Here is a 24,247-nt window from a genome sequence, read left to right on the forward strand (position 1 = left end):
TTACTGCGTTACCAGCGGGCAACCGCTTTTTGCGGGGTCCATGAAGGCTTCCTTGCCGGGGATCGTGGCAAGCACCTTGTAGTAGTCCCACGGTTGCTTGCTCTCATCCGGCTTCTTCACTTCCATCAGATACATGTCGTGGATCATGCGGCCGTTGGCGGCCACATGGCCATCCTTCGAGAAGACGTCGTTGACAGGCATTTCCTTCATGGCCTTTGCCACGGCGTCAGCATCGTCGGTGCCGGCCTTATCGATGGCCTTCAGGTAATGCAGCACGGCGGAATAGGTACCAGCGTGGACCATGTTCGGCATGGCGCCGGTGCGTTCCTTGAACCGTTCGCCGAATTTGCGCGATTCATCGTCGCGGTCCCAATAGAACCCTTCCGTCAGCGTCAGGCCCTGAGCCGCTTCAAGACCGAGGCCGTGCACTTCGGCAAGCGTAAAGAGAAGGGCCGCCAGCCGCTGCCCGCCCGCAACGATACCGAATTCAGCGGCCTGCTTGATGGCGTTGGAGGTGTCGAGACCGGCATTGGCAAGGCCGATGACCTTCGCGCCTGATGACTGCGCCTGCAACAGGAAGGAGGAATAATCCGTAGAGGCCAGCGGATGGCGCACGGAACCCAGCACCTTGCCGCCATTGGCCTTGACGAAGTTGGACGTGTTTTCTTCCAGCGAATAACCAAAGGCGTAATCCGCAGTCAGAAAGAACCAGCTGTCGCCGCCCTGTTTCACCAGCGCACCGCCGGTGCCGACTGCCAGCGAATAGGTGTCGTAGGCCCAGTGGAAACCATAGGGGCTGCACTGCTTGCCCGTCAGTTCCGTGGTCGCAGCGCCCGTGTTGATGGTGATCTTCTTTTTGTCCTTCGAGAGAGCCTGCACGGCAAGGCCCACCGAGGAAGAGGTCAGTTCCATGATCGAATCGACCTGTTCGGTGTCGTACCACTGCCGGGCGATGTTGGAGGCGACATCCGCCTTGTTCTGGTGGTCAGCCGTTACCACTTCCACCGGCGCGCCCAGCACCTTGCCGCCAAAATCCTCGACCGCCATCTTCGCGGCCTCATAAGAGTATTTGCCGCCGAAATTGGCGTAGACGCCCGACTGGTCGTTCAAGATGCCGATCTTGACCTTGCCGTCCGAAATCTCGGCAGCGTAAGCGGCGGTGCCTGCCGCCAGTGCCATGGCCGTGGATAAAACGATACTCTTGCGCATGACTTCTCCTCCCAGAGATGATTGCGAGCCTCAGATAGGTCTGTGCAACGGTGAACGAAGGCGCATGGCGATCGTCCCACGGTGTTGCATCACAACGGTCGCGCCACCCTCCTCAAAGCAGCGCCTCCCTATGTAGACTTCTCGAATTCGGCCGTTGACACAAGAGCGGGGCATCATCAAATTGCGAACAGGAACTGTTCATTTTTGAACAGACCTGGCAATGGAGACCGAATTGGCCACGCCTTTTACCTGGGACGACCTGCAATATTTTCTGGCGGTGGCCCGCACCGGACAACTTTCATCGGCAGCGCGTAGCCTGCGCACCAGCCACGCCACCGTCTCCCGCCACATCGACCGGCTGGAATTCTCGCTTAAAACCAAACTGTTCGAGCGAAATCCACGTGGTTACGAACTGACGACGGTCGGGCGGCGCCTGGTCGATACCGTCGAGCGCATCGAGGCGGAAGCGGAAAGATTGCAATCGGATATTTCCGAAAGCGGCAGCCTGCTGCGCGGCGTGGTCAGGCTCAGTGCGCCTGAAGGTTTTTCCAACTTTTTCTTCGTGGAAAGGCTGAAAGACTTCGCCGTCACCCATCCGCACATCATGGTGGAGATGGTTACGATCCAGCAGATCATGGCATTGTCGAAGAAAGAAGCGGATGTGGCGGTCACACTCGATCCGCCGAAAGCAGGCCCCTACATCAACGAACAGATCGTCGATTACACGCTGCATATCTACGCATCGCGTTCCTATCTTGCCAGCCACCCGAAAATCACCCGGCGCGAAGATTTGCCCGATCATTTCTTTATCGGTTACGTGCAGGATCTGATCTTCTCGCCGGGCCTCGATTACATGCGCGACGTGATGCCCGGCCTCCGACCCAACTTCCAGTCATCAAGCATTTTTGCGCAGTTGACTGCAACGCTGAGCGGACGTGGCCTTTGCATCTTGCCCAACTTCATTGCCGCGCGCTTTCCAGACCTGCAGATGGTGCTGGCAGGTGAAGTGGAACTGCGGCGGGGTTACTGGCTGACGAGCCATCAGGACCTTGCCAATGTGCCGCGCGTGCGCTCGCTGATGGATTTCATTCTCACGACGGCGCGCGCCCACCAAAATCTCTTCATCCTCGACCGCAAGACGATCGCCTGAAACGAGCGTCGTTCACATTTCGGCGACACCGTGTCTACGCGTGGCGGATTGGAGAATCCGCACTGCAGCCTATATGACTGACAACAACGATGCCGGCTCAAGTCAGCTGCATCCTTAAACATTTGGAAGGTCATCATGAAAAAGATCGGATTTCTATCCTTCGGACACTGGACGCCCTCGCCCCAGTCGCAGACCCGCTCTGCTGCAGACACCCTGCTGCAATCGATAGACCTGGCCGTTGCTGCGGAAGAACTCGGCGCCGACGGCGCTTATTTCCGTGTCCACCACTTCGCCCGCCAGTTGGGATCACCTTTTCCGCTGCTTGCCGCCGTTGGCGCAAGAACGAAAAGTATCGAGATCGGCACCGGCGTCATCGACATGCGTTATGAGAACCCCTTTTACATGGTGGAGGATGCGAGTTCAGCCGATCTCATCGCCGGCGGACGCCTGCAACTCGGCATCAGTCGCGGTTCTCCCGAACAGGTGATCGACGGCTGGCGCTATTTCGGCTACCGCCCTGCCGAGGGCCAGACCGAGGAGGACATGGCGCGCCAGCACACCGAAGTCTTCCTCGAGCTTCTGAAGGGCGAAGGTTTCGCCGAGCCGAACCCTCGGCCGATGTTTCCCAACCCGCCCGGCCTGCTGCGGCTGGAGCCGCACTCCGAAGGGTTGCGCGAGCGCATCTGGTGGGGTTCCAGCTCCAATGCGACGGCGGTTTGGGCGGCAAAGCTTGGCATGAACCTTCAAAGCTCCACCCTGAAAACGGATGAGACCGGCGAACCCTTCCATGTGCAGCAGGCCGAACAGATCCGTGCTTACCGCGCCGCATGGAAAGAGGCTGGACACGCCCGCGAGCCTCGCGTGTCTGTCAGCCGCAGCATCTTCGCTCTCGTCAACGATCGCGACCGATCCTATTTCGGTTACGGCAGCGAGGGTGACGACAAGATCGGTTACATCGACGACAAGACGCGCGCGATCTTCGGGCGCAGCTACGCCGCCGAACCGGAAGCATTGATCGAGCAGCTAAAAGCCGACGAAGCCATCGCCGAGGCCGACACACTGTTGCTGACCGTGCCGAACCAACTGGGCGTCGACTACAACGCCCATGTTATCGAGACGATCCTCAAACAGGTGGCTCCTGCACTCGGCTGGCGCTAAGTCTTGCAAAACCTGCATCATGCCCACACCGTCACCCCGGATTAGATTCTGGGTGACGGTGCGATCAAGTCTTCGATAGCGCACGATTCCTTTGACGACGCCGAAGCCCCGTGGCCGGATGCAATCCGGCCTGAACGCCTCTGTTTCATTTCACCGCTTTGCCGTAGCGGGCGATGCTTCCGGCCAAAGGCGTGGTGCTGGCGCCGGGATGCTCCGGGCGCTTGTAAACACCATCGCGAACATGGATCGGCTCTTCGAAATGGTCCTTGATCCACGGAATATATTCGAGGATGGTCGATGCCGGATGCCAGTAACTCAGATGCACATGCACCTGGCTCATCTCACCGGCATGCGGAACGACAGGCAGGCGATTGGCGAGCGCGAGGTCAGCGACCTGGATATATTCGGTGATGCCGCCAAGTCGGGTTACATCCGGCTGGACATAGGCAACCGCGCCCGCATCGATAAATGACCGGAACGCATCCACCGTATAAAGCTGCTCTCCGAGAGCGATGGGAATGGATGTGTTGCGTGCCAGCCGCGCGTGGCTGATCACATCGTCGTACCAGAGCGGTTCTTCGAACCAATAAATATCCAGATCCTTTGCCGCCGCGCAGAAGCGCTGGCATGTCGGCAGATCCCATTTGCCGTTGCCATCGATAGCGATGCGTATCGCGGAGCCGAGACGCTTGCGCACCGCCGCGAGGCGTCCGATATCGATATTCGGATCATCATGCCCGACCTTGATTTTCAGGCGGGTAAAGCCTTCCTCTTCAACTGCCTTGGCGCTGCCCGCCAGCAGATTTTCGAGATTGAAGGAAAGCCAGCCTATATCGGTATTGTAGGCTTCGACCCCTGTGGTGTGCGCGCCGCCGAGGTATTGCCAGAGTGGCACGCCCGCCTTCTTCGCCTTCAGATCCCAGAGCGCCACATCGACCGCAGCCAGCGCCAGATGGGTGATGCCCGCGCGGCCGACCCATTGCAGGGACGGATAACGGGCGAGTTTTGTCCACAGCCGCGAATGTTCGGATGCATCCTCGCCGATCAGCAGAGGCGCATAGCAATCGCTGATGCAGGATGTGATCAACCGGTCGGACGGCAGGTGCGCATGGGTGCCGGTGAAGCCGTAGCCCTCAAGGCCGTCACTCGTCGTAATTTTTGCGCCGACGACGCCCCAATGGGTGATGCTGTGGGTGGAATCGGAAATGGATTCCGATGTCAGCGGCAGATGCAGGATGAAAGGTTCGACAGCGGTTATTTTCATGATCGGTCAATTCCTCGACGCTTGAGCAGCCTTTGGGGAGGAATAAACGGAAGTTCCGTTCTGATCGAAGCTCCACCGATCAACCAGTGGAATGTCGCCACGGCCCCGCGATCAATGACCGCAGGAGATGAAGCCTCAGGGGATTGCCCGGCCACCCTCCTCCAGCAGCCAGCTTCCGATGACGGATACAGCTAAAGCAAAATCGACAATTGTAAAATAAAAAATTTTTTATTTTTTATATTCTGTCATTGCCTGTCACTCGCGGTTAGGCGATGGTGTTGCCATGAACACACTGATCAAAGTCACGCTCGCCGACCAAGCGCATCAGGAACTGCGGGCGCGCATCGTCAGCGGCAGATTGCGCGGCGGCGAACGGCTGTTGCCCAACGAACTTGCCGCCGATCTCGGCATCAGCCCCACGCCGGTCAAGGAAGCATGCCTGAAACTCGAGGCAGACGGGCTGGTGGTCAATTCCTCAAGGCGCGGCATGGCAGTACGCGATTTTACCGTGGAGGATGTGGAAGAACTCTACGCCGCCAGAATGCTGCTGGAAAAAGGCGCTGTGGAAGTGGCCTTCGATGCCGGGCAGCTGGACGAAGCCTTGCATGCGCAGCTTCTGGAAAGCCTTGCGAAACACCGTGAATTTGCCACGAGCGCGACGCTGGACGATCTCTCCAAGGCGCTGTTTCACGATCGCAGCTTCCACACGGCCCTTGTTTCGGCCGCGCGCATTCCGGTCATTTCCGGCACGCATGGGCGCATTCTCGACCAGACCCACACGGTTTTCGTATCGATCCTTGGCGACTACGCCCGCTCTGTCGAGGAACACCAGAATATTGCCGACGCCATAGCCGCCCGCAGCAAGGCCCAGATTATCGACGCCCTATGGCGCCATCTGGAGCGTAGCCGGCAGAATACGCTGCGGCAGGTGCGTCTACTGAGAGAGGCCGGCGCCTGAGCGCACCCCCGCAATCTTTTGAAGTCCTGAAAAAACAACAGGCCGGAAATCCGGCCTGTTCCACTTATTCATCGGTCAATCGTCGATCTCAAGCCGTCGCAGCCTGCCGTGCCGCCTTGCGGCGCTCTACGCGGGCGCGGATGGCGTCTACATCCGTTACAGGAGTGGCGGCAAAAAGCTGGCGCGTATAGGCGTGCTTCGGATCGGCAAATAGTTCCTCGCGCGTGCCCTGCTCCACGGCTACACCCTTCGAGATAACCATGACGTCATCGGCGATATAGCGAACGACGGAAAGGTCGTGGCTGACGAAGACGTAGGTCAGCTCGAACTCTTCCTGGAGGTCTCTCAGTAGGTTCAGCACCTGCGCCTGCACTGAAAGATCGAGTGCCGAGACCGGCTCGTCCAGCACCAGAAGTGCGGGGTTGAGCATCAGCGCCCTCGCAATCGCGATGCGCTGCCGTTGGCCGCCAGAGAACATGTGCGGATATCGGTTGAAGTGTTCGGGACCCAGTCCAACCTTCACGAGCATGGCTTCAGCCCGCTCACGACGCTCGGACGCCGGCATTTTGGTGTTGATGACAAGCGGCTCCATCAGCACGTCGCCAACCTTCTGGCGCGGATTGAGGCTACCATAGGGGTTCTGGAACACCATCTGCACCTTGGAGCGCATGTCCGTGCCTGGACGGCGCTTTGCGATATCGACCGGCTGGCCGTCGATCTTCAGCTCGCCACCGGATGCCGGGTCGATCAGCGCGATGATGCGCGCAAGCGTCGATTTGCCGGAACCGGACTCGCCGACGATGGCGAGCGTCTTGCCGCGCTCGACGGCAAAATCGATGCCTTTCAGCGCCTGCACGGTCTTTGCTCCGCCGAACAGGCCGCCCGGAACGTGATAATGGCGGGTAATGCCCTTGCCTTCGACAACGATGCTCATTGAACGCCCTCCTTGCCGAAGAAGTCGGAAACCGTGGGCAGGCGGTCGCCGGTCGCATGTTCCGGCAGCGCGGAAAGCAATGCCTTGGTATAGGGATGTTGCGGCGCCTCAAACAGGCTCAGCACATCCGCTTCCTCCATCTTGCGGCCCTTATATTGCACGACCACGCGGTCTGCTGTCTCGGCCACGACACCCATGTCATGGGTGATGAGGATCAGCGCCATGCCGTATTCTTCCTGCAGATCCATCAACAGATCGAGGATCTGTTTCTGGATCGTCACGTCGAGCGCGGTGGTCGGCTCGTCGGCGATCAAGAGACGCGGTTTGGAAGCGATGGCGATGGCGATCATCACACGCTGGCATTGACCGCCGGACATCTGGTGCGGATATGCATTGAGCTTGGTTTCCGGATCGGGAATACCGACGGACCGGAACAGCTCCAGTGCGCGTGCACGCGCCGCAGACCGGCCCATGCCGAGATTGAGGCGCAGCACCTCCTCGATCTGGAAACCGACCGTAAAGGACGGGTTGAGCGACGCAACCGGCTCCTGGAAGATCATGGTGATCTCGCGGCCGATCAGCTTGCGGCGCTCCTGCGGCGACATGGCCAGCAGGTTTATGCCGTCGAAGATCATCTCGTCGGCGGTGATCGTCGCCGTATCGGGCAAAAGCCCCATGACGGCGAGCATGGAGACCGACTTGCCGGAACCGGACTCGCCGACGATGGCCAGCACTTCATGCTTGTCCACGGAGACGTCGATGCCGTTGACGGCCGTGAACGCGCCGGTGGCGGTGGCAAACTTGACGGTGAGGTTCTTGATTTTCAGCAGGCTCATCGCTTAGCTCCGCTTCAGTTTGGGATCGAGCGCATCGCGCAGCCCGTCACCCATCAGGTTGATGGCGAGCACCGATACGAGGATCGTCAGGCCGGGAAGGGTAACGACCCACCAGGCGCGCAGGATGAACTCGCGGGCTTCGGCCAGCATCGTGCCCCATTCGGATGCGGGCGGCTGCGCGCCCATGCCGAGGAAGCCGAGAGCCGCCGCATCGAGAACGGCAGATGAGAAGGAGAGCGTCGCCTGCACGATCAAAGGTGCAAGGCAGTTCGGCAAAATCGTCTTGAACATCAGCCGGAAATTGCCGGCACCCGCCACACGGGCGGCGGTGACATATTCACGCCGAAGCTCGCTCATGACAGCTGCACGCGTCAGCCGCGCGAAATGCGGCTGATAGACGATGGCAATCGCGATCATGGCGTTGGTCAACCCCGGACCCAGGATCGCAACCAGCACCAGTGCCAGAAGCAGCGATGGAAACGCCAGGATGACGTCCATCACGCGCATGATGACAGTGTCCACCCAGCCGCCGAAGAAGCCGGCGACGAGACCGATGACAATGCCGCCGACAAGGGCGATGGAAACAACGACGACGCCGATGAACAGCGAATATTGCGCGCCATAGATCAGTCGGGACAGCATGTCGCGGCCGACAGCGTCGGTGCCGAGCAGGAATGCGGTACGGCCTCCATCCTGCCAGACCGGCGGGACGAGCAACGCGTCTCTATATTGCTGGGTCGGGTCATGCGGGGCAATCACGGCTGCGAAAACCGCGATCAGAACCAGAAGAAGGAAGACGGCAAGGCCGACGACGGCGCCACGGTTCTGGCGGAAGTAGAACCAGAAATCGGCGATCATCCGGCGGCGGATGGCGGCGTCGGAAAGCCTGACGCCGGGAGCTGTGGTCACATCGCTCATTTGTGACGGATCCTTGGATTGATGAGGCCATAGGTGAGATCGACAAGCAGGTTGACGATCATCACCAGACCCGCGATCAGAAGCAGGCCGCTCTGCACGACCGGATAGTCGCGGCGCGAGATGGAATCGATCATCCACTTGCCGATGCCCGGCCAGGAGAAGATGGTTTCGGTCAGGATTGCACCCGCCATCAGCACACCGATCTGCAGGCCGATGGTGGTGATGACCGGGATCATGGCGTTGCGCAATGCGTGAACGCCGACGACACGGGACGGCGACATGCCCTTTGCACGCGCTGTCCGCACATAATCCTCACCGAGGACTTCGAGCATTGCCGACCGTGTCTGGCGGGCAATAACTGCAAGCGGGATGGTGGCAAGCACCACCGAAGGCAGGATGAGATGTGACAGAGCCGAAGCGAAAGCACCCTTCTGCCCTGAAATCAGGCTGTCGATCAGCATGAAACCGGTGACGGAAGGGAAGAAATACATCAACGAGATACGGCCCGACACCGGTGTCCATTGCAGGATGCCGGAGAACATGATGATAAGCAGCAGGCCCCACCAGAAGATAGGCATGGAGAAGCCAACCAGCGCTGTCGTCATGGAGATCTGGTCGAACCACGAGCCACGGCGGATGGCGGCGATGACGCCGACCGGCACACCGATCAGTGTGGCGAGGATGATGGCGACGAGGCCAAGCTCGACTGTCGCGGGGAAGAGCGCCAGGAACTCGGTCAGAACGGGTTTCTTGGTGACCAGCGAATTGCCTAGATCACCCTGAAGCAGCCGCCCCAGAAAATGGAGATATTGCTGCCAGATAGGCTGGCTGAAGCCGAGCTGTTCGGCAAGTTGTGCATGCCGCTCGGGCGAAATGCCGCGCTCACCCGCCATCAACAGCACGGGATCGCCCGGCAGGACGCGAACGAAGGCAAAGGCAACGATGGTAATCCCGAGAAATGTCGGAACGAGATAGAGAAGTTTGCCGAAAATGAACCGGATCATGGTTTTTTCCTGAAAAGACGCGCGAAAGAACCTGAGTTCTTCCGCGCGTCCTGTTGTTTGGGATTACTCAGCGATATCGACGGATTCGAAGGTGAAGTCGCCAAGCGGGCTCATGGTAAAGCCGGAAACCTTGGCGGACATCGGAACGAACTGCGTGGAGTGCGCAAGCGTCGCCCACGGAGCCTGTTCCTTGAATATCACCTGCGCCTGCTCATAAAGCTTGGTGCGCTCGGCAACGTCAGTGGTCTGCTTTGCCTTGGAAAGCAGTTCGGAGAACTCCTTGTTGCACCACTGAGCACGGTTTGCACCGCCTTCGCCGGTTGCAGCGCAGGAAAGCAGAACGCCCATGAAGTTATCAGGGTCACCGTTGTCGCCGGTCCAGCCAAGGATGACGGCACCGTCGCGGTTCACTTCAGTCGACTTCTTGAGGTATTCACCCCATTCGAAGGAGACGATCTCGGCCTTGACGCCAACCTTCGCGAAATCCGACTGGATCAGCTCGGCGGTGCGGCGGGCATTCGGCATGTATGGACGCTGAACCGGCATCGCCCAGATCTTCATCGTCAGATCCTTGACGCCAGCGGCTTCGAGAGCCTTCTTGGCAGCTTCCGGATCGTATGGATCGTCCTTGATGCTGTCGTTGTAGGACCACATCGTCGGCGGGATCGGATTCTTGGCAACCGTGCCGGCGCCCTGGAATACGGCGTCGATGATCGCCTGCTTGTTCATCGCCATGTTCAGCGCCTTGCGGACTTCCGGCTTGTCGAAAGGTGCAACGGTGGTGTTGTAGGCGAAGTAGGCAACGTTCAGGCCCGGCTGTTCATCGAGCTTGAGGTTGGAGTCGGCACGGATGGTGGCGAGGTCGGCCGGGGCCGGATAAGGCATAAGGTGGCATTCGCCAGCCTTCAGCTTCTGCAGACGAACGGCAGCGTCCGGCGTGATCGCGAAGATCAGATCGTCGATCTTGGGAGCTTCGCCCCAGTAGTCGGCGTTCTTCTGGTAGCGGATGACCGCGTCCTTCTGATAGGCGACGAACTTGAACGGGCCGGTGCCGATCGGCAGGTTGTTGAAGTCTTCCTTGGTGCCGGCCTTATCAAGCGTATCGGCGTATTCCTTCGAAACGATCGAAGCGAAAGGCATCGCGATATTGGCAAGGAACGGTGCTTCAGGACGGGTCAGCACGAACTTCACGGTGTAATCGTCAACCTTGACGATTTCCTTGATCAGCGACGGCATTTCCATAGAGTTGTAATATTCGTAGGTGATGCCTGCGATATACTGGTTCCACGGGTTCTTTGTGTCACCCTGGCGGTTGTAGCTGAAGATCACGTCATCGGCGTTGAAATCGCGGCTTGGCGTGAACTTCTCGTTGGAGTGCCACTTTACGCCCTTGCGCAGGTGGAACGTGTATTCGAGGCCATCGCTCGAAACTTCCCACTTTTCGGCAAGGCCTGGCTCAACTTCGGTCGTGCCCTTCTTGAACTCGGTCAGACGGTTGTAGACCGGATGCGCGGAGGCATCGAAGGTGCCGCCGGCGGTGTAAGGCGAAGGATCGAAGCCTTCCGGAGATGCCTCGGAGCAATAAACGAAGGTCTTCGCCATGGCGGGCACGGCGGAAGCCATCGCAAGCGCAGAGGCTATAAGCAAACTGCGGGTCAGCGTTTTCATCTGGTGGTCCTTTCCCTCTTTTTCTGAGTTTATGCGACCCCGTTTTAAGGGGCCTACCTGTCCTGGTCAGCGACGACGCGGAGCCCCGTGTCGCCGTTCGGTCCTGTGCCTCCCGACCAATTACCCGGCGACCGGCTGGAACAGCCGGTCGAGGTTCTTTTCCGGCGGGCAGAACCAGCGTGGTCCCGCCTCCGTCATATAAGCTATATCCTCGAGACGGACGCCGCATTCCCCATAAACGCACAGCATCGGCTCGATGGAAAAGCACATTCCCGGCTGAAGAGCCGTGGCATTTCCTGCAACGATATAGGGTTCTTCGTGAATATCCAGCCCAAGCCCATGGCCGGTGCGATGCGGTAGACCCGGAACCTGATAATCCGGCCCAAAACCGGCCACCTTCAGGCTGTCGCGCGCGGCCTTGTCCACGTCCGAGCAGGCAGCACCGACCCGGGCCGCGTCAAAGGCAGCAGCCTGCGCGTCCCGCTCGGCGTTCCAGAGAAAACGCTGCCGTTCCGTCGGCTGGCCGAACACATAGGTGCGGGTTATATCCGAACGATAGCCATGAAGGATGCCGCCGAGATCGACCAGCACCATGTCGCCGTCAACAAGCGTCTGCGCATAGGGCACGCCATGCGGATAAGCCGTCGCCTCGCCGAACTGAACCGCCACGAAAAGCGGCTTCATGCCAAGCGCAACATGTGCTGCGTTAACGAAGTCAGCCACTTCCGTGGTGGATATGCCGGGACGCAGCCCCTCGAACACGGCCTTCTGCACGCCGTAGCTCGCATCCATCGCCGCCTGGATGATGGCAATCTCGGCTGCGGATTTGACCTGCCGCTGTGCGACGATCATCGGTTGGGCGGAAATGATGCGGCCTTCCAGACGCTGCATCAGGGCCGATGCGAAAACGAAAGGAGTGGCAGGATCGATCGCGACAAGGTGGCCGGGACAGCCGAGCGCTTCGATGCGCTTTGCCATCAGGTCAAAAGGACTTTCATCCTCTTCCCAGACGGCAACTTCGCCCTCGACACGGATCATCGTCCGTAGTTTCGGCTCTTCAAACGCCGGACTGACATAGACCGGCTTGCCTTCTGCCGGCACCAGGGCGCCGTGAATGCGCTCCGAAAGACCAAGCGACAGGCCAGTATAATAGGTCAGCGACGATGATGCATCGAGCCAGACCGCCTTGATATTTTGCTGGATTAGCTGCGCTTGCAGGCCGCGCAACCGCAACCCGAGCTCGTCTTCAGCGATCGATGAAACCGCGATCGGCTGAAACCGCTTCAGCGCCTCTTGAAAGTCTGCCATTCTCTCCCCGCCGCTTTCAGGCGCACAGACACAAGCGTGTCGGCAACTCCCAAGCGTTCTTTTGCCAATGCTTAAACACAGGCCGGGGGCTAAGCAATGGGCCAACACCATGCACCGCCACAAAACTGTGCATATTCATCTAGACATAACGAAATCGTGATCGACACGCGCCCGATTTCGACAATCATCGCCTTGACGGGAAAATCAGAAATCCCCCGGAAACTTAAGGGGAAAAGCGGGGTATCGGTCATCCGGGCGCAGACGGCGCGCAGAAACCTCACCGCAAGATGCATTGTAAAAAGAAGCCCAGAAAAGGAAAAAGCCTGCCGCGGGAGGAGGTGCGGCAGGCTTCAAACTTGATCGGTGATTGGGAGGAGGAGTACCACCGATCCGCATCGAGCGACACTGGGAGGAGGAGTGCGTCGCTTCGATGATTTGAATATAGCGGTATCCGCGATTTTTAACAGAGCAAGTCTCGCAATGCAGCATTGCATTTTTGCATAGCTCGAAAATTCCTGCTTTGTTTTTTAGCACTCCGGCAGAAAACGTTGGAAATCAACTTTCCCGATGCACTTGGAAACCGGCAAAGGACTGGTTGACCGGCATGAGTTCGAGGCTGTTGATGTTGATATGTTTGGGCTGCGAGGCGACCCAATGGATCGTATTGGCGATATCCTCGGCCGTGATCGGATTGACGCCCTTGTAAAGATTGTCCGAGGCGTCCTGATTGCCGCCGGTGCGAACAAGCGTGAATTCCGTTTCGCACATGCCCGGTTCGATCGAGGTGACGCGCACGCCCTTGCCATGCAGGTCGGAGCGCAGACCGAGCGAGAATTGCCGCAGGAAGGCTTTCGTTCCGGCATAGACATTGCCGCCCGCATAGGGCCAGTGTGCAGCTACCGAGGAAAGGTTGATGACAATGCCCTTGCGGTCGATCAACGTCGGCAAAAGATGGTGGGTGATGTTCAAAAGACCGGTGATGTTGGTGTTCACCATGGTCTGCCAGTCTTTCAGCGGCACCTGCGGTGCAGGTGCGGTGCCGAGCGCAAGCCCCGCATTGTTGACGAGAATATCGATGTCCCGGAAACCTTCCGGCAAAGCCGCAAGTGCCTTTTTAGTGGCATCTTCGTCGGTAACATCGAAGGCAGCGCCGTGAAAGGCGGAGCCGAGTTCTTGCGCCAGAGCCTCCAGCCGTTCCGCTCGCCGACCTGTGCCGATGACCTTCCAGCCTTCCTTGACGAAGCGCCGCGCCGTGGCCTGTCCGAAGCCGGACGTGGCGCCGGTGATGAGGATGGTACCGCTCATGATGATGTCTCCAGTAAATTCGTTCTGTCGGGATCAGTCTGTGTCAGTAATTTTTCAGCGGCGGCCGCCAGACAGCGCTTATACGCCTCGAGATCCGTATAAAGGGCCTCTGCCGTCGCGTTGCCAACGATGACGACGCCGCCACGCCGCAAAATTCCGCCGTGCAGCATGAGATTGTCGACCATGTCGAAATTCTCGATCGACAAACCGTCCGGGCCGCGATAGCGCCCTGTTTCATCGATTGCGGCAACACCGTTATATTGCGCCTTGATACGGGTGAAGTGATTGGCCGCGACATTGGTGTAGGCGAAAACCGGCTTGCCCAGCGCGCACATGAACCCCAGTTCGTAGCTCGTTCCCGTATCGGCGGCGATGCCGCGGAACGGCGTGAGATTGGCGATGACCGCATCCGCTTCCAGCATCATCCGCTCGTCTATGGCATTGATGTTGCAGCCGTGGCCGATTTTCGTGTCCGCGGGCGGAATTTCCAAATCGCCCGGCGAAAGCGGCGTAAACCCGGCCTCGCGTGCAAGCGAGGCCTTGAGGTCGAGCATTTCACGGGCATTCGGGAGGAAGACCTCCGGCCCGGCGAGATAGATTTTCTTTGTCATAGGAAATTTCATACAATTTGGAGAAACAGGATTTCCGCAAACCTAACCCGGAGACTTTCGCAAACGCAAGTACCAAGCGGACATGCGCCAAGGCGCGTCGGAGCGACCTACAAAACGGTATCGTCAAACCTGTCTTTCCGTTATAGCCGGGGAACGAACTGGACATTCCCGGAGCAAGACAATGGCAGCAACCATCCGTTATCACGAAGGCGATATTTCCGCCGCAGATGCCGCACGCTACCTTGGCGCCATCGCAATCGATACGGAAACACTGGGGCTGGTGCCACGCCGCGACCGTCTCTGTGTCGTTCAGCTTTCTCCTGGAGACGGTACGGCGGATGTCATCCGCATCGCCGCCGGCCAGAAGGAAGCTCCAAACCTCACCCATATGCTTGCAGACCCTGCCCGGCAGAAGATTTTTCACTATGGCCGTTTCGATATCGCCGTTCTGTTCCACACGTTCGGTGTGACGACGACGCCGGTTTTCTGCACCAAGATCGCCTCCCGCCTGACCCGCACCTATACCGACCGGCACGGGCTGAAGGACAATCTGAAGGAAATGCTTGAGGTCGACATCTCCAAAGCGCAGCAATCGTCCGACTGGGCAGCAGAAAAACTGTCACCCGCACAGCTCGAATATGCCGCCTCCGACGTGCTGCATTTGCATGCGCTGCGCGACAAGCTGACCCACCGCCTCGTGCGTGATGGTCGCCTCGATCATGCCGATGCCTGTTTCGCGTTTCTGCCGACCCGTGCCAAGCTCGATCTTCTGGGCTGGGACGAAACGGATATCTTCGCCCATAGCTGAGCGGTTTCACGCTTCGTTTAAGGACTGATTTACCGAAACTGCCTATTCTCGGCCGCAACTTTGGGTGGCCGGGGACTTCCAGATGATTACACCGTTGCAGCAGACGGCAAGCATTGCAGTCAGCGACCTCATGCGGTCGATGGTGGAAACCATTGAGGAGCGCCATCGCGAAGAGCAGGAAAAAGCGAACGGCACCAAAAAAGACGAGACGATAAAGACCCAGCCGCAGCCGGACCAAAGCCATCGCGTTGCCAATGAAAAGATAAGCGCCTATCTGTTCGGCGCCATGAAGCCTGATGGCGATGCCTTCGCCTCGCTTGTCTCCCGTTTCTCGTCTGCGCTTGGCATCACCCAGGAAAACGATGAATCGAACGCCGCTTTCGCGCAAAGGCTTCAGGACGCGCTGACCCTGACCGACGGCTTTGAAAAAACCGATGCGGAAGGAAAAGCCACGACGATTTCGCTGAAATCCTTCGGCGTTTCGGAAGCGCAGGTCGTGGAAGTCCTGAATAACGGCGTAACTGCCAAGACCGCGCCCATGGCAGCACTTGCCGCACGCATTGCCCAAAATGCCGGCCTGAGCGGCAAGGAAGAAGATTTCGGCGTGCAGATGTCGAAAGCAATCATGGCAGTGCGCGCCACCGCACCCAAAAATGTCAATGATCTCGAAGAATCGACTGGCCTCAAGGAACTTGGTATTTCCGCGCAGCAGATGATCGCCGCAATCGCAAACCCATTTGGCGATGCGGCGCGCGCCGTGAAGAATGCGCTGAACGATCAGGCGCAGGGCACCCAATTCATGACACGGGAAACCATGAAGGTCATCCAGCGCCTGGAAGACGTCGCCGATCCGAAAACCAAGGAAGAATTGCAGGCCGAACGCGGCAAAAACCGCATGGGCGAAATCAACGATGCCGAAGTTGCGGCGGAGCGGGAAGAGGATATCCAGACCCGAGACGCACAGGGCAAGCTGGAGGATGTGCAAAAACTTCAGGACGTCGTGAAGGAACACATAGACGCTGCCGCCGAAGAAAAAGCGCAAGGCACTGACGGGCAAGGCCCGGTCGATATTTCATCCGAAATCGCCCTGATCTCCGTGCTCGCGGCAACGCCATCAAGCGAAACGGCCCCGGCTGAAAATGACAACGAACCCGCAGAGACAGACGCCGCAACCAAGACGGAAACCGATCAGAAAGACGACGCCGAAAAACCGCTTGATGCTCAGGCAGTCGTCGATAACGCCCGCAGCGCCATTTTGCCGATCTCGATAGACGACAATGGAATTTATGCGCTGCTGAAGAAGAAGGCGGCATGATCTCGCCGCTACCGATAGTCACTTGAGCGAAACATGATGTGAGTTCAAACATGTCTCAAATTTCCGGCATATCCGGCAGCGCCGGCCTCGATGCCGAACCAAATGCGGCGCAAGCGCTGCTCTCCATCGCCGCTCCGCCGCTGGCGCCGAATGACGACAATTTCGTTGCCGCAAGCGAGGAAGACAACCTCATCGCCCCCGTTGAAAATCGCCCCGAGAGAGGTTTTCCCAAGGCAAGCTGGCTCGACGCGATGCCGCCGGAAGCCTTTGAGGCAGCGGACAGCGAACCGGACCATATTTCATCGGTCAATTCCGACGATAACGGGCTTTACCGCATGTTCATCAGCGTCTCTCCCTGATTGCCATATCGACACGATTTTTATGGTTAGCGAATTCTTAATATCTACGGCCCAGACTTAGGGTTGATGATTCTGTGTGCATCGCGAAGAGCTGGCATTCCTGCCAGCGACGCACACGGCGCTCCCGCATGAGCGGGCGAGATGACACCTGTACATCACCGGCGCGGCAATCTTTCAACATAGGCCAAATGCGGATCAGAGAGCCAAGGGACTGGCCCTTTCGCAGCCAGCGGCGGTAATCGATAGGAACGGAGCGCAGCATGTTACCGCCTGTACCGAAAATTCCGGCAGCCGATGCCGCCTATGGAGCCGCAGCCTCGCAGACGCAGCGCGGGGAGCCGAAGGAGGCCGTGCAGCCGCAGGCAAGCAATCTTGCTCCCGACAATGGCAGCAGTCTTTTCGCCAAAGCCGCAGTCACCTCTCTCGCCAGCGAATATCAGCTTTCCCGCAGCACCGCCGTTCTGGCGGAGGCGCTTGGCAAGCTGATGAACCTCCCAAGGCGCGACGGCGAAGCCATTCAAACCTATGTGATGCGTCTGACGGATGCGCTGCGCGCCCTGCCCGCACCGCAGCGCCTGGCGCTGGAACAACAGGTCAGCAAAGTCCTGCAGGGGTTGAGCCTTTCGATGCTCGCAGAAATCCTGAAACAGCCAACCGGGCCGGATGCCGCAAGGCTTGCGCTGCTGATCGAACTTTCCCGCTACAAGGGAACGGATCTTGCGGCGAAGGCGGTGGTGTCCTCTTATCAGCAGAACAACTCGGCCAATCCGGTGACCGCGCAGCCAGTACAAGCGAGACAGCAGAACGGCCCGAGCCAGAGTGCTGACGGCCGCCCAAACCCGGCAACGACCACCACAACAACAGCACAACCGGCAACCGCCGCCGCGCCCGGCCGGCTGTTGCCTATGCTCATCGGCCCGCTTGCCCAAAACGCCGCCGCAATAAAAGCCATGGTTGCGGCGCAGGCAGCGCCGCAAGGCCCGCAGGCCAATCTTCCCGCCCCACCTGCCGACATGTCCGACTCTCCGCACGATGCGGCAAAACCGGAAGGGAAAGCCGCCGAAAGCACCGTACGCTCGCCTCAGCCGCAAACGGGCAGCACAACAAAAGAAGCTTCGACAGATGCCCGCCCGGCAAATCCGCCACGGGCTGAGAACGCCGAGATGCGCCCTGCACTTCAGCATCGGGACACGATGAAGCTGGAGCCGCGGGAAACCCGCACTACCTTGAACCCGCCATCCGGCCAGTCCACGGCTGGCGCCAAGGATATGGAAAACCTGCTCCTTGCTGCAGTGGCCGGCAAACTTCCCGTCAAGGCCACCACCGCTGCCCAGCTTTCCGCCACGCCACCGGGCGCCATACCGCAACCACTCGAAGAGCAGCCTGCCGAAAAAACTGCCCTCGCAACGCCCATCCACCCGACCGGGGAGGATGCGGAGACGATTACCAACCGGCCAGAAGCCCAGCCCATGCCGCGCGCCGCTCTCGACCCGGAAGCAAGAATGGCGATGCTGGAACAAACGGCTTCGCAATCGCTGATCGCTGCGGCTCTGGCAAAAGACGGCACGCCGTTACCGCTCGTCGCATACCCACCGGCGGAAGAGGACCACGAATCGGAAACGCCGCATCGCGGGCGTGGTCCATTTTCCGAGGATGAAGCGAATGGCGATGCGGAGGGCGAAAATCCCGACGGTCAGGACGAGATGGAAGAGCGGGTGGCCGCCAATGACGAGATTGGCGATGGGGAAAATCCGCGGACAGCGGCTTTCGGCGACAGTGCGGAAAATTATTACCTCAAGATGAGTGGCATGCACTGAATTCCGCGCCGCCCATTGGCCTATGCCACGAACACTGCAGCCAACAAAAAACCCGCCGGAAAATTCCGGCGGGTTCTTTATATCAAACGATCTCTAGCGATTATTCGCTGCGGTTCTTCAGAGCCGCACCGAGGATGTCGCCGAGCGAAGCGCCAGAGTCGGACGAACCGAACTGTGCGACGGCTTCCTTCTCTTCAGCGATTTCCAGAGCCTTGATCGAAAGCATGACCTTGCGGTCCTTCTTCGAGAAGTTGACGACGCGAGCGTCGAAAACCTGGCCAACTGCGAAACGCTCCGGACGCTGATCGTCACGATCGCGTGCGAGGTCGTTGCGGCGGATGAAGGAGGTGATGTCCTCGTGGTTGACGAGCTTCACTTCCACGCCACCGTCGTTAACGGCGATGACTTCGCACGAAACGACTGCGTTCTTGCGCAGGTCGCCGGACGTTGCGGCTTCACCGACAGCATCCTTGCCGAGCTGCTTGATGCCGAGCGAGATGCGTTCCTTCTCGACGTCAACATCGAGAACGACGGCCTTGACCACGTCACCCTTGTTGAACTCTTCGATGACCTGTTCGCCCGGACGGTTCCAGTCGAGATCCGACAGGTGAACCATGCCGTCGACATCGCCTTCGAGGCCGATGAACAGGCCGAATTCGGTCTTGTTCTTGACTTCGCCTTCGACTTCAGTGCCGGCCGGATGGCTGAAGGCAAATGCCTGCCACGGGTTTTCCAGCGTCTGCTTGAGGCCGAGCGAGATACGGCGCTTGGACGGATCGACTTCGAGAACGACAACGTCAACTTCCTGGCTCGTGGACAGGATCTTGCCGGGATGTACGTTCTTCTTGGTCCAGGACATTTCGGAAATGTGGATCAGGCCTTCGATGCCCGGCTCCAGCTCGACGAATGCACCGTAGTCGGTGATGTTCGTGACCGTACCGGAGATCTTCTTGCCAACCGGGTACTTGGCGGAGATGCCATCCCACGGATCGGACTCGAGCTGCTTCATGCCGAGCGAGATACGGTGGGTTTCCTGGTTGATGCGGATGATCTGAACCTTGACCTGCTGGCCAATGTTGAGGATTTCCGAAGGATGGTTGACGCGGCGCCATGCCATGTCGGTAACGTGCAGCAGGCCGTCGATGCCGCCGAGGTCAACGAACGCACCGTAATCGGTGATGTTCTTGACGACGCCGTCAACAACCTGGCCTTCTTCGAGGTTCTGAACGATTTCAGAACGCTGCTCGGCGCGGGACTCTTCGAGAACCGTGCGGCGCGAGACAACGATGTTGCCGCGACGCTTGTCCATCTTGAGGATTTCGAAGGGCTGCGGGTTGTGCATCAGCGGGGTAACGTCGCGGATCGGACGAATGTCGACCTGCGAACGCGGAAGGAAGGCAACGGCGCCGTCCAGATCGACGGTGAAACCACCCTTGACCTGGTTGAAGATAACGCCTTCGACGCGCTCGCCAGCTTCGAACTTGGCTTCGAGCTTGACCCAGCTTTCTTCGCGGCGAGCCTTCTCGCGCGACAGAACGGCTTCGCCGAGTGCGTTTTCGATGCGCTCAACGTAAACTTCGACTTCGTCGCCGACCTTCAGCGTGCCGTCCTTGGACTTCGCGCCGAATTCCTTCAACGGTACGCGGCCTTCAACCTTGAGGCCAACGTCGACGATGGCAACGTCCTTCTCGATTGCCGTTACGATACCCTTGGCAACATAGCCTTCGGCAAGATCGTTAGAGGCAAAGGATTCTTCGAGAAGCGCTGCGAAATCTTCGCGCGTGGGGGTAGATACTGACATGAAATCTCCTGATTGCATCCGCGCGAGAGCGAATACAAAAGCGCCGGTGGGCTAGCGTTGTTGATACCCGAACCCATGCCCGCCTTTTTAAAAGGCTTCCCGGCGCAAGGACATGTCTTCAGGCAATTCCGGACTAAACGCGGACCGATTCAAGCGGTTCCGCGAAAAACCTGTTTCTTCAGGGCGGCGTCGATAATCATCCGCGCGGCCTGAAACGCCGCCTCTATACTCATTTCCGACGTATCTAGCAAGTGCGCGTCTTCAGCCGGTTTCAACGGGCTGTCGGCTCGGCCCATGTCGCGCTCGTCGCGTTTCTTCACCTCGGCGAAAATGGCGTCGTAATCGGCAAAGCTGCCGTTGGCGACGATTTCATCATAACGCCTGCGTGCCCGCACGTCCGGCGAAGCGGTGACGTAGAGCTTCACCGGCGCATCCGGGCACACCACCGTGCCGATGTCGCGGCCATCCAGAACCGTGCCCGGCTCCTTTGCCGCAAACCGCTGCTGCGCTGTCACGAGCGCGCGCCTCACCGGCGTCATCACCGCAATCCTGGACGCCGCCTCGCCGATATCGTGCCTTGAAAGCACCGCGCGGTCGAGGCCGGCAAGATCGAGTTGCACCGCCACCTTTTCAGCGACGTTCTCGTCATCGAGCGGCAGGCCGGCGTCAAGAAGTGCCTTGGCCGTGGCTCTGTAGGTCAGCCCGGTGTCGAGATGATGGAAACCATAGGTCTCCGCAATCTTGCGTGACAAGGTCCCTTTGCCCGCCGCAGCTGGCCCATCTATGGCAATCGTAAAGGTCATGAAGCTTTCTGCCTGTGCGTCCATCATTAATACAGTAGAGTGCGTCGGCCTCCTATCTTTATGAGCAGCCTGGCATACAAGTCGCATCATGGGAGGACGGCCTCCAAAGTTTGTCTTTGACACGAAAGACCGCAACGATTAAGGGGACCGGCTAGAAATTTTACCGTCTATGCCGGTTTTACGGCGTACACACCGAAACTCATTCGACAATTTGAGGCTTAGACAGTGGCAAAAGCGGACCTTGGTACCAAGCGCACAGACCCCGATACCGGCAAGAAGTTCTACGATCTGAACCGCGACCCGGTCGTTTCTCCCTATAGCGGCAAGTCCTGGCCGCTCTCCTTCTTTGAAGAAAGCACCGCTCAGGCAAAGCTCGAGCAGGCTGAAGAAGAAGAAGTCGCGGAAGTCGATGCCGAAAACACGGAAGTCGAACTCGTATCGCTGGAAGACGCCGACGGCGACAACAGCGGCGACGATATCCCGGACCTGGGCGACGATGACGACGACGTGGAAATCGGCGACGACGACGACACCTTCCTCGAAGCCGACGAAGACGACGATGACGACGACATGTCCGGCATCATCGGCGTACCGGGCGACGACGAAGAAGCTTGATCTTATTGAATAAACCAGCCCGGCGACAAAAAAATGAAGCCGGGCTGTTTTTTGTGCTTGCACTCTTCGATTAGCCGAAGTAGTAAGCCGCCACCGAACGGAACAACAGCCGCTTCGGTTCCCGGAACCGGACGAAATGCCGGAACCCTTATGGGGCTATAGCTCAGCTGGGAGAGCGCTTGCATGGCATGCAAGAGGTCAGCGGTTCGATCCCGCTTAGCTCCACCAAACCTTCTAAAATACAAATTTCCATCGTCCAGCACGGGCTTTCGTGCGGTATTGTCTGTTCTTCGCGTTGACTATTGCAAGAGAGCCCGCACATCCTGCCCGTTGATCCGGCATTCCACCGACGGAACGCCGCCGCCTTCTTCCAGCACCCGGCATTCCAGATATTTGCCGCGCAGGCGGTTCTCCAGCGCCTTGAAGGCGTTCAGGCCGCAGGCATAACGGCGGCCGTCAGGCCCGGCGCAAACCCGGTTGCGGTCGATGTCTTCCACGCCGGCGAGGCGGAACTCCTGTCCTTTGAAGGTGAAGCGATTGTTGGACGCAACGCGCAGGCGCTGATCCGCGTATATTTTCAGGGGGTATGGATCAGGCGGGGTCGGAATACGCTCATAATTCTGATGGCGGGGATCGACCCGGACCGGAGAGGTCGTCCACAGCGTTTCCGTGTTTGCGGAGAGGCCAGTCGCTGGATATGCCGCCTCGCCATTCATGAGCGAGGCGATGCGGATGCCGGCTATACCAAGCCCCGTGACCAGCACGATCTGAAACAGCAAAATGAAAACCTGCCGAACCATGTCACCGCACATCAAAAAAATCGACAAGAAATAGATCGGCGTTTTTCAAGACAGACCGAACGCGATAAATATTACATCAATAAAATCTTGCGCGAGGTGATGTCTCGCACCGTGCCCATCGCCATGATTGGAATGCGGTCACCATCAAGGATAACCCTGCCCGTTGTCCGCAGCCAGCGAAAATCGCCGGATTTGAGTTCGATGCGGTATTGCTGATCATAGAACACGCCGTTCGTCAGCGAGTTGTAAACCGCCTTGGCCACACGCGCGCGAGAGCCGCTTTCGATCTGATCTATGAAATCCTCCACGGGAATGCCGCGGGCGGCTTTCTCTTCGGAAAATTCGCGCAGGCGAGCCGCCACAGCATCCAGATAAACCAGATTCTGCCCCACGTTCCAGGTGTAATAACCCACAAGTGTTTCTTCGAGATATATATCCTCTAACATCGGCCTTCTACATTATGGATGCTTTTGACGCGGGTCTTAACATAAAGGACGATACGCGACTAACCACAAGCACTTATTCTTTTGTCTGATCACTACGTAAAGTTTTACATGCGCGGCGGCATCCGCGTTTCCCAGCCCGCTTGTTGGCGAACAGGCATTCCTGTGCCAAAGAAGGTCGATACCGACGCCATCTACCAGAGGAGCCGCCGTGACCATAGGGCTTGCCCACGCCGAACTCATCGCCGTCGTCACCGCCATCACCACGGACGAGCCGCGGGTGATGACCGTGCGGGCGGGCGCGGCACTTCCATCAGGGCCGTTTGAATTCGGACACAGGACGCTTCAGAGCGGGTTGAGAGAGTGGATACACGAACAGACACATCATCCCGTCGGCTATCTCGAACAGCTCTACACCTTCGCCGACCGGGACCGCAACAATGACATTCTTGGCGGAAGAACCATATCGATCGGTTATCTCGGGCTGGTTCGCGAACAGGAGCCACCTGGCAATGGCCGCCCTCTCTGGCATGGCTGGTACGAGTATTTTCCCTGGGAAGACCATCGGCAGGGCCGGCCGGCGGTTCTGGACACAATCATCGAAAAGCTGCGCTGCTGGGCGGATTCCGACCCTGCCTGCAAAGGCCAGCGCCATTTACGCGCCGACTTCACCTTCGGCCTTGATGGCGGCGGCTGGAACGAGGAACTGACACTTCAGCGCTACGAATTGCTCTATGAGGCCGGACTGGTCGAAGAAGCCCAGAGTGAGCCTCGGATCAATTTCGGCAGACCGATGTTTGCCGATCACCGCCGCATTCTTGCCACCGGCATCGCGCGCCTCCGGGCTAAGATCAAATACCGGCCTGTAGTTTTCGAACTGATGGCCGACGCTTTCACCCTGCTGCAATTGCAGCGCGCGGTGGAGGCGCTCGCCGGTCTGACGCTGCACAAGCAGAACTTCCGCCGGCTGATAGAACAGCAGCAGCTGGTGGAAGAAACTGGCGACATGGCGACCGAAACCGGCGGACGCCCTGCAAAGCTCTTCCGATTCCGCCAGACCGTTGTGGATGAACGCGCCCTTTCCGGAACCAAACTGCCACTCTCTCGCAATTGACATATGCTCACAATGAGAATATCTGTTTGCCGTAGATATACTCAAATAG

At 58.7% G+C, this 24,247-nt stretch carries 23 protein-coding genes and 1 tRNA gene; 10 read left to right on the top strand and 14 right to left on the bottom strand.

All coding sequences use genetic code 11. The features are described from left to right. Positions 1 to 1,209 carry an ABC transporter substrate-binding protein gene (locus tag AC5SEO_RS21700; protein WP_013762102.1) on the bottom strand — a complete coding sequence of 403 codons (1,209 nt, stop codon included), beginning with the start codon at positions 1,207 to 1,209 and terminating at the stop codon, positions 1 to 3. Between the two features lie 232 nt (positions 1,210 to 1,441). On the opposite strand from AC5SEO_RS21700, the gene AC5SEO_RS21705 reads away from it, so the two are divergent. Continuing rightward, positions 1,442 to 2,359: a LysR family transcriptional regulator gene (locus tag AC5SEO_RS21705; protein WP_025595208.1), complete on the top strand. Its 918-nt coding sequence runs from the start codon at positions 1,442 to 1,444 to the stop codon at positions 2,357 to 2,359. Positions 2,360 to 2,494: 135 nt separating this feature from the next. Continuing rightward, the gene (locus tag AC5SEO_RS21710) at positions 2,495 to 3,517 is read left to right on the top strand and encodes an LLM class flavin-dependent oxidoreductase (RefSeq protein ID WP_013762100.1); all 1,023 of its coding nucleotides are present in this window, start codon (positions 2,495 to 2,497) and stop codon (positions 3,515 to 3,517) included. A gap of 145 nt (positions 3,518 to 3,662) precedes the next feature. Here AC5SEO_RS21710 and AC5SEO_RS21715 read toward each other — a convergent pair whose 3' ends face one another. Continuing rightward, complete coding sequence (locus AC5SEO_RS21715) at positions 3,663 to 4,781, bottom strand: mandelate racemase/muconate lactonizing enzyme family protein (protein ID WP_174069003.1); 1,119 nt, start codon at positions 4,779 to 4,781, stop codon at positions 3,663 to 3,665. A 283-nt stretch (positions 4,782 to 5,064) separates the two neighbouring features. Between AC5SEO_RS21715 and AC5SEO_RS21720 the strand changes: the two genes are divergently transcribed. Beyond that, positions 5,065 to 5,739: a GntR family transcriptional regulator gene (locus AC5SEO_RS21720; RefSeq protein ID WP_174069002.1), complete on the top strand. Its 675-nt coding sequence runs from the start codon at positions 5,065 to 5,067 to the stop codon at positions 5,737 to 5,739. Positions 5,740 to 5,827: 88 nt separating this feature from the next. On the opposite strand, the gene AC5SEO_RS21725 is transcribed toward AC5SEO_RS21720, so the two are convergent. The 8 genes from AC5SEO_RS21725 to AC5SEO_RS21760 all read right to left on the bottom strand — a co-directional run bounded on the left by AC5SEO_RS21725 (position 5,828) and on the right by AC5SEO_RS21760 (position 14,323). Continuing rightward, the gene (locus tag AC5SEO_RS21725; protein ID WP_004431943.1) at positions 5,828 to 6,673 is read right to left on the bottom strand and encodes an ATP-binding cassette domain-containing protein; all 846 of its coding nucleotides are present in this window, start codon (positions 6,671 to 6,673) and stop codon (positions 5,828 to 5,830) included. After that, the gene (locus AC5SEO_RS21730; protein WP_004431942.1) at positions 6,670 to 7,509 is read right to left on the bottom strand and encodes an ABC transporter ATP-binding protein; all 840 of its coding nucleotides are present in this window, start codon (positions 7,507 to 7,509) and stop codon (positions 6,670 to 6,672) included. Before AC5SEO_RS21730 ends, AC5SEO_RS21725 begins: the two co-directional genes overlap by 4 nt. A 3-nt stretch (positions 7,510 to 7,512) precedes the next feature. Next, positions 7,513 to 8,427, bottom strand: coding sequence for an ABC transporter permease subunit (locus AC5SEO_RS21735; RefSeq protein WP_004431940.1), 915 nt, complete (start codon positions 8,425 to 8,427; stop codon positions 7,513 to 7,515). Next, positions 8,424 to 9,431 carry an ABC transporter permease subunit gene (locus AC5SEO_RS21740; protein WP_004431937.1) on the bottom strand — a complete coding sequence of 336 codons (1,008 nt, stop codon included), beginning with the start codon at positions 9,429 to 9,431 and terminating at the stop codon, positions 8,424 to 8,426. Before AC5SEO_RS21740 ends, AC5SEO_RS21735 begins: the two co-directional genes overlap by 4 nt. 63 nt (positions 9,432 to 9,494) lie before the next feature. Next, complete coding sequence (locus tag AC5SEO_RS21745) at positions 9,495 to 11,099, bottom strand: ABC transporter substrate-binding protein (protein WP_004431933.1); 1,605 nt, start codon at positions 11,097 to 11,099, stop codon at positions 9,495 to 9,497. Positions 11,100 to 11,219: 120 nt separating this feature from the next. Continuing rightward, positions 11,220 to 12,407 (bottom strand): M24 family metallopeptidase, encoded by a 1,188-nt coding sequence (locus tag AC5SEO_RS21750; RefSeq protein WP_174069001.1) that lies wholly within the window; start codon positions 12,405 to 12,407, stop codon positions 11,220 to 11,222. A gap of 555 nt (positions 12,408 to 12,962) precedes the next feature. After that, entirely contained in the window at positions 12,963 to 13,712 is a 750-nt protein-coding gene (locus tag AC5SEO_RS21755) for an SDR family oxidoreductase (RefSeq protein WP_004431929.1), read from the bottom strand. After that, positions 13,709 to 14,323, bottom strand: coding sequence for a nucleoside 2-deoxyribosyltransferase (locus tag AC5SEO_RS21760; protein WP_025595211.1), 615 nt, complete (start codon positions 14,321 to 14,323; stop codon positions 13,709 to 13,711). Before AC5SEO_RS21760 ends, AC5SEO_RS21755 begins: the two co-directional genes overlap by 4 nt. A 181-nt stretch (positions 14,324 to 14,504) precedes the next feature. On the opposite strand from AC5SEO_RS21760, the gene AC5SEO_RS21765 reads away from it, so the two are divergent. The 4 genes from AC5SEO_RS21765 to AC5SEO_RS21780 all read left to right on the top strand — a co-directional run bounded on the left by AC5SEO_RS21765 (position 14,505) and on the right by AC5SEO_RS21780 (position 18,622). Further along, positions 14,505 to 15,131, top strand: coding sequence for a ribonuclease D (locus AC5SEO_RS21765; RefSeq protein ID WP_004431923.1), 627 nt, complete (start codon positions 14,505 to 14,507; stop codon positions 15,129 to 15,131). An 82-nt stretch (positions 15,132 to 15,213) separates the two neighbouring features. Further along, positions 15,214 to 16,446: a hypothetical protein gene (locus AC5SEO_RS21770; RefSeq protein WP_174069000.1), complete on the top strand. Its 1,233-nt coding sequence runs from the start codon at positions 15,214 to 15,216 to the stop codon at positions 16,444 to 16,446. Between the two features lie 50 nt (positions 16,447 to 16,496). After that, the gene (locus AC5SEO_RS21775; RefSeq protein ID WP_004431913.1) at positions 16,497 to 16,805 is read left to right on the top strand and encodes a hypothetical protein; all 309 of its coding nucleotides are present in this window, start codon (positions 16,497 to 16,499) and stop codon (positions 16,803 to 16,805) included. Between the two features lie 260 nt (positions 16,806 to 17,065). Then, positions 17,066 to 18,622, top strand: a complete 1,557-nt coding sequence (locus AC5SEO_RS21780) for a hypothetical protein (protein WP_174068999.1) — start codon at positions 17,066 to 17,068, stop codon at positions 18,620 to 18,622. Positions 18,623 to 18,722: 100 nt separating this feature from the next. Here AC5SEO_RS21780 and rpsA read toward each other — a convergent pair whose 3' ends face one another. Both rpsA and cmk read right to left on the bottom strand, forming a co-directional pair. Further along, entirely contained in the window at positions 18,723 to 20,423 is a 1,701-nt protein-coding gene (gene rpsA / locus AC5SEO_RS21785) for a 30S ribosomal protein S1 (protein WP_004431908.1), read from the bottom strand. A 149-nt stretch (positions 20,424 to 20,572) separates the two neighbouring features. Further along, positions 20,573 to 21,253: a (d)CMP kinase gene (gene cmk, locus AC5SEO_RS21790; RefSeq protein WP_174068998.1), complete on the bottom strand. Its 681-nt coding sequence runs from the start codon at positions 21,251 to 21,253 to the stop codon at positions 20,573 to 20,575. Positions 21,254 to 21,451: 198 nt separating this feature from the next. Between cmk and AC5SEO_RS21795 the strand changes: the two genes are divergently transcribed. Both AC5SEO_RS21795 and AC5SEO_RS21800 read left to right on the top strand, forming a co-directional pair. Then, positions 21,452 to 21,841, top strand: a complete 390-nt coding sequence (locus tag AC5SEO_RS21795; RefSeq protein WP_004431900.1) for a TIGR02300 family protein — start codon at positions 21,452 to 21,454, stop codon at positions 21,839 to 21,841. A 152-nt stretch (positions 21,842 to 21,993) separates the two neighbouring features. Then, positions 21,994 to 22,069, top strand: a tRNA-Ala gene (locus tag AC5SEO_RS21800). Between the two features lie 71 nt (positions 22,070 to 22,140). On the opposite strand, the gene AC5SEO_RS21805 is transcribed toward AC5SEO_RS21800, so the two are convergent. Both AC5SEO_RS21805 and AC5SEO_RS21810 read right to left on the bottom strand, forming a co-directional pair. Beyond that, positions 22,141 to 22,641, bottom strand: a complete 501-nt coding sequence (locus AC5SEO_RS21805; protein ID WP_025595216.1) for a hypothetical protein — start codon at positions 22,639 to 22,641, stop codon at positions 22,141 to 22,143. Between the two features lie 71 nt (positions 22,642 to 22,712). Beyond that, a complete protein-coding gene (locus AC5SEO_RS21810) occupies positions 22,713 to 23,087 on the bottom strand; it encodes a PAS domain-containing protein (RefSeq protein ID WP_004431894.1) in 375 nt (124 codons plus the stop codon). A gap of 208 nt (positions 23,088 to 23,295) precedes the next feature. Between AC5SEO_RS21810 and AC5SEO_RS21815 the strand changes: the two genes are divergently transcribed. Further along, positions 23,296 to 24,198, top strand: a complete 903-nt coding sequence (locus tag AC5SEO_RS21815) for an NUDIX hydrolase (protein WP_013762088.1) — start codon at positions 23,296 to 23,298, stop codon at positions 24,196 to 24,198. Positions 24,199 to 24,247: the final 49 nt, after the last annotated feature.

It is taken from the genome of Agrobacterium sp. K11, from assembly GCF_059429395.1.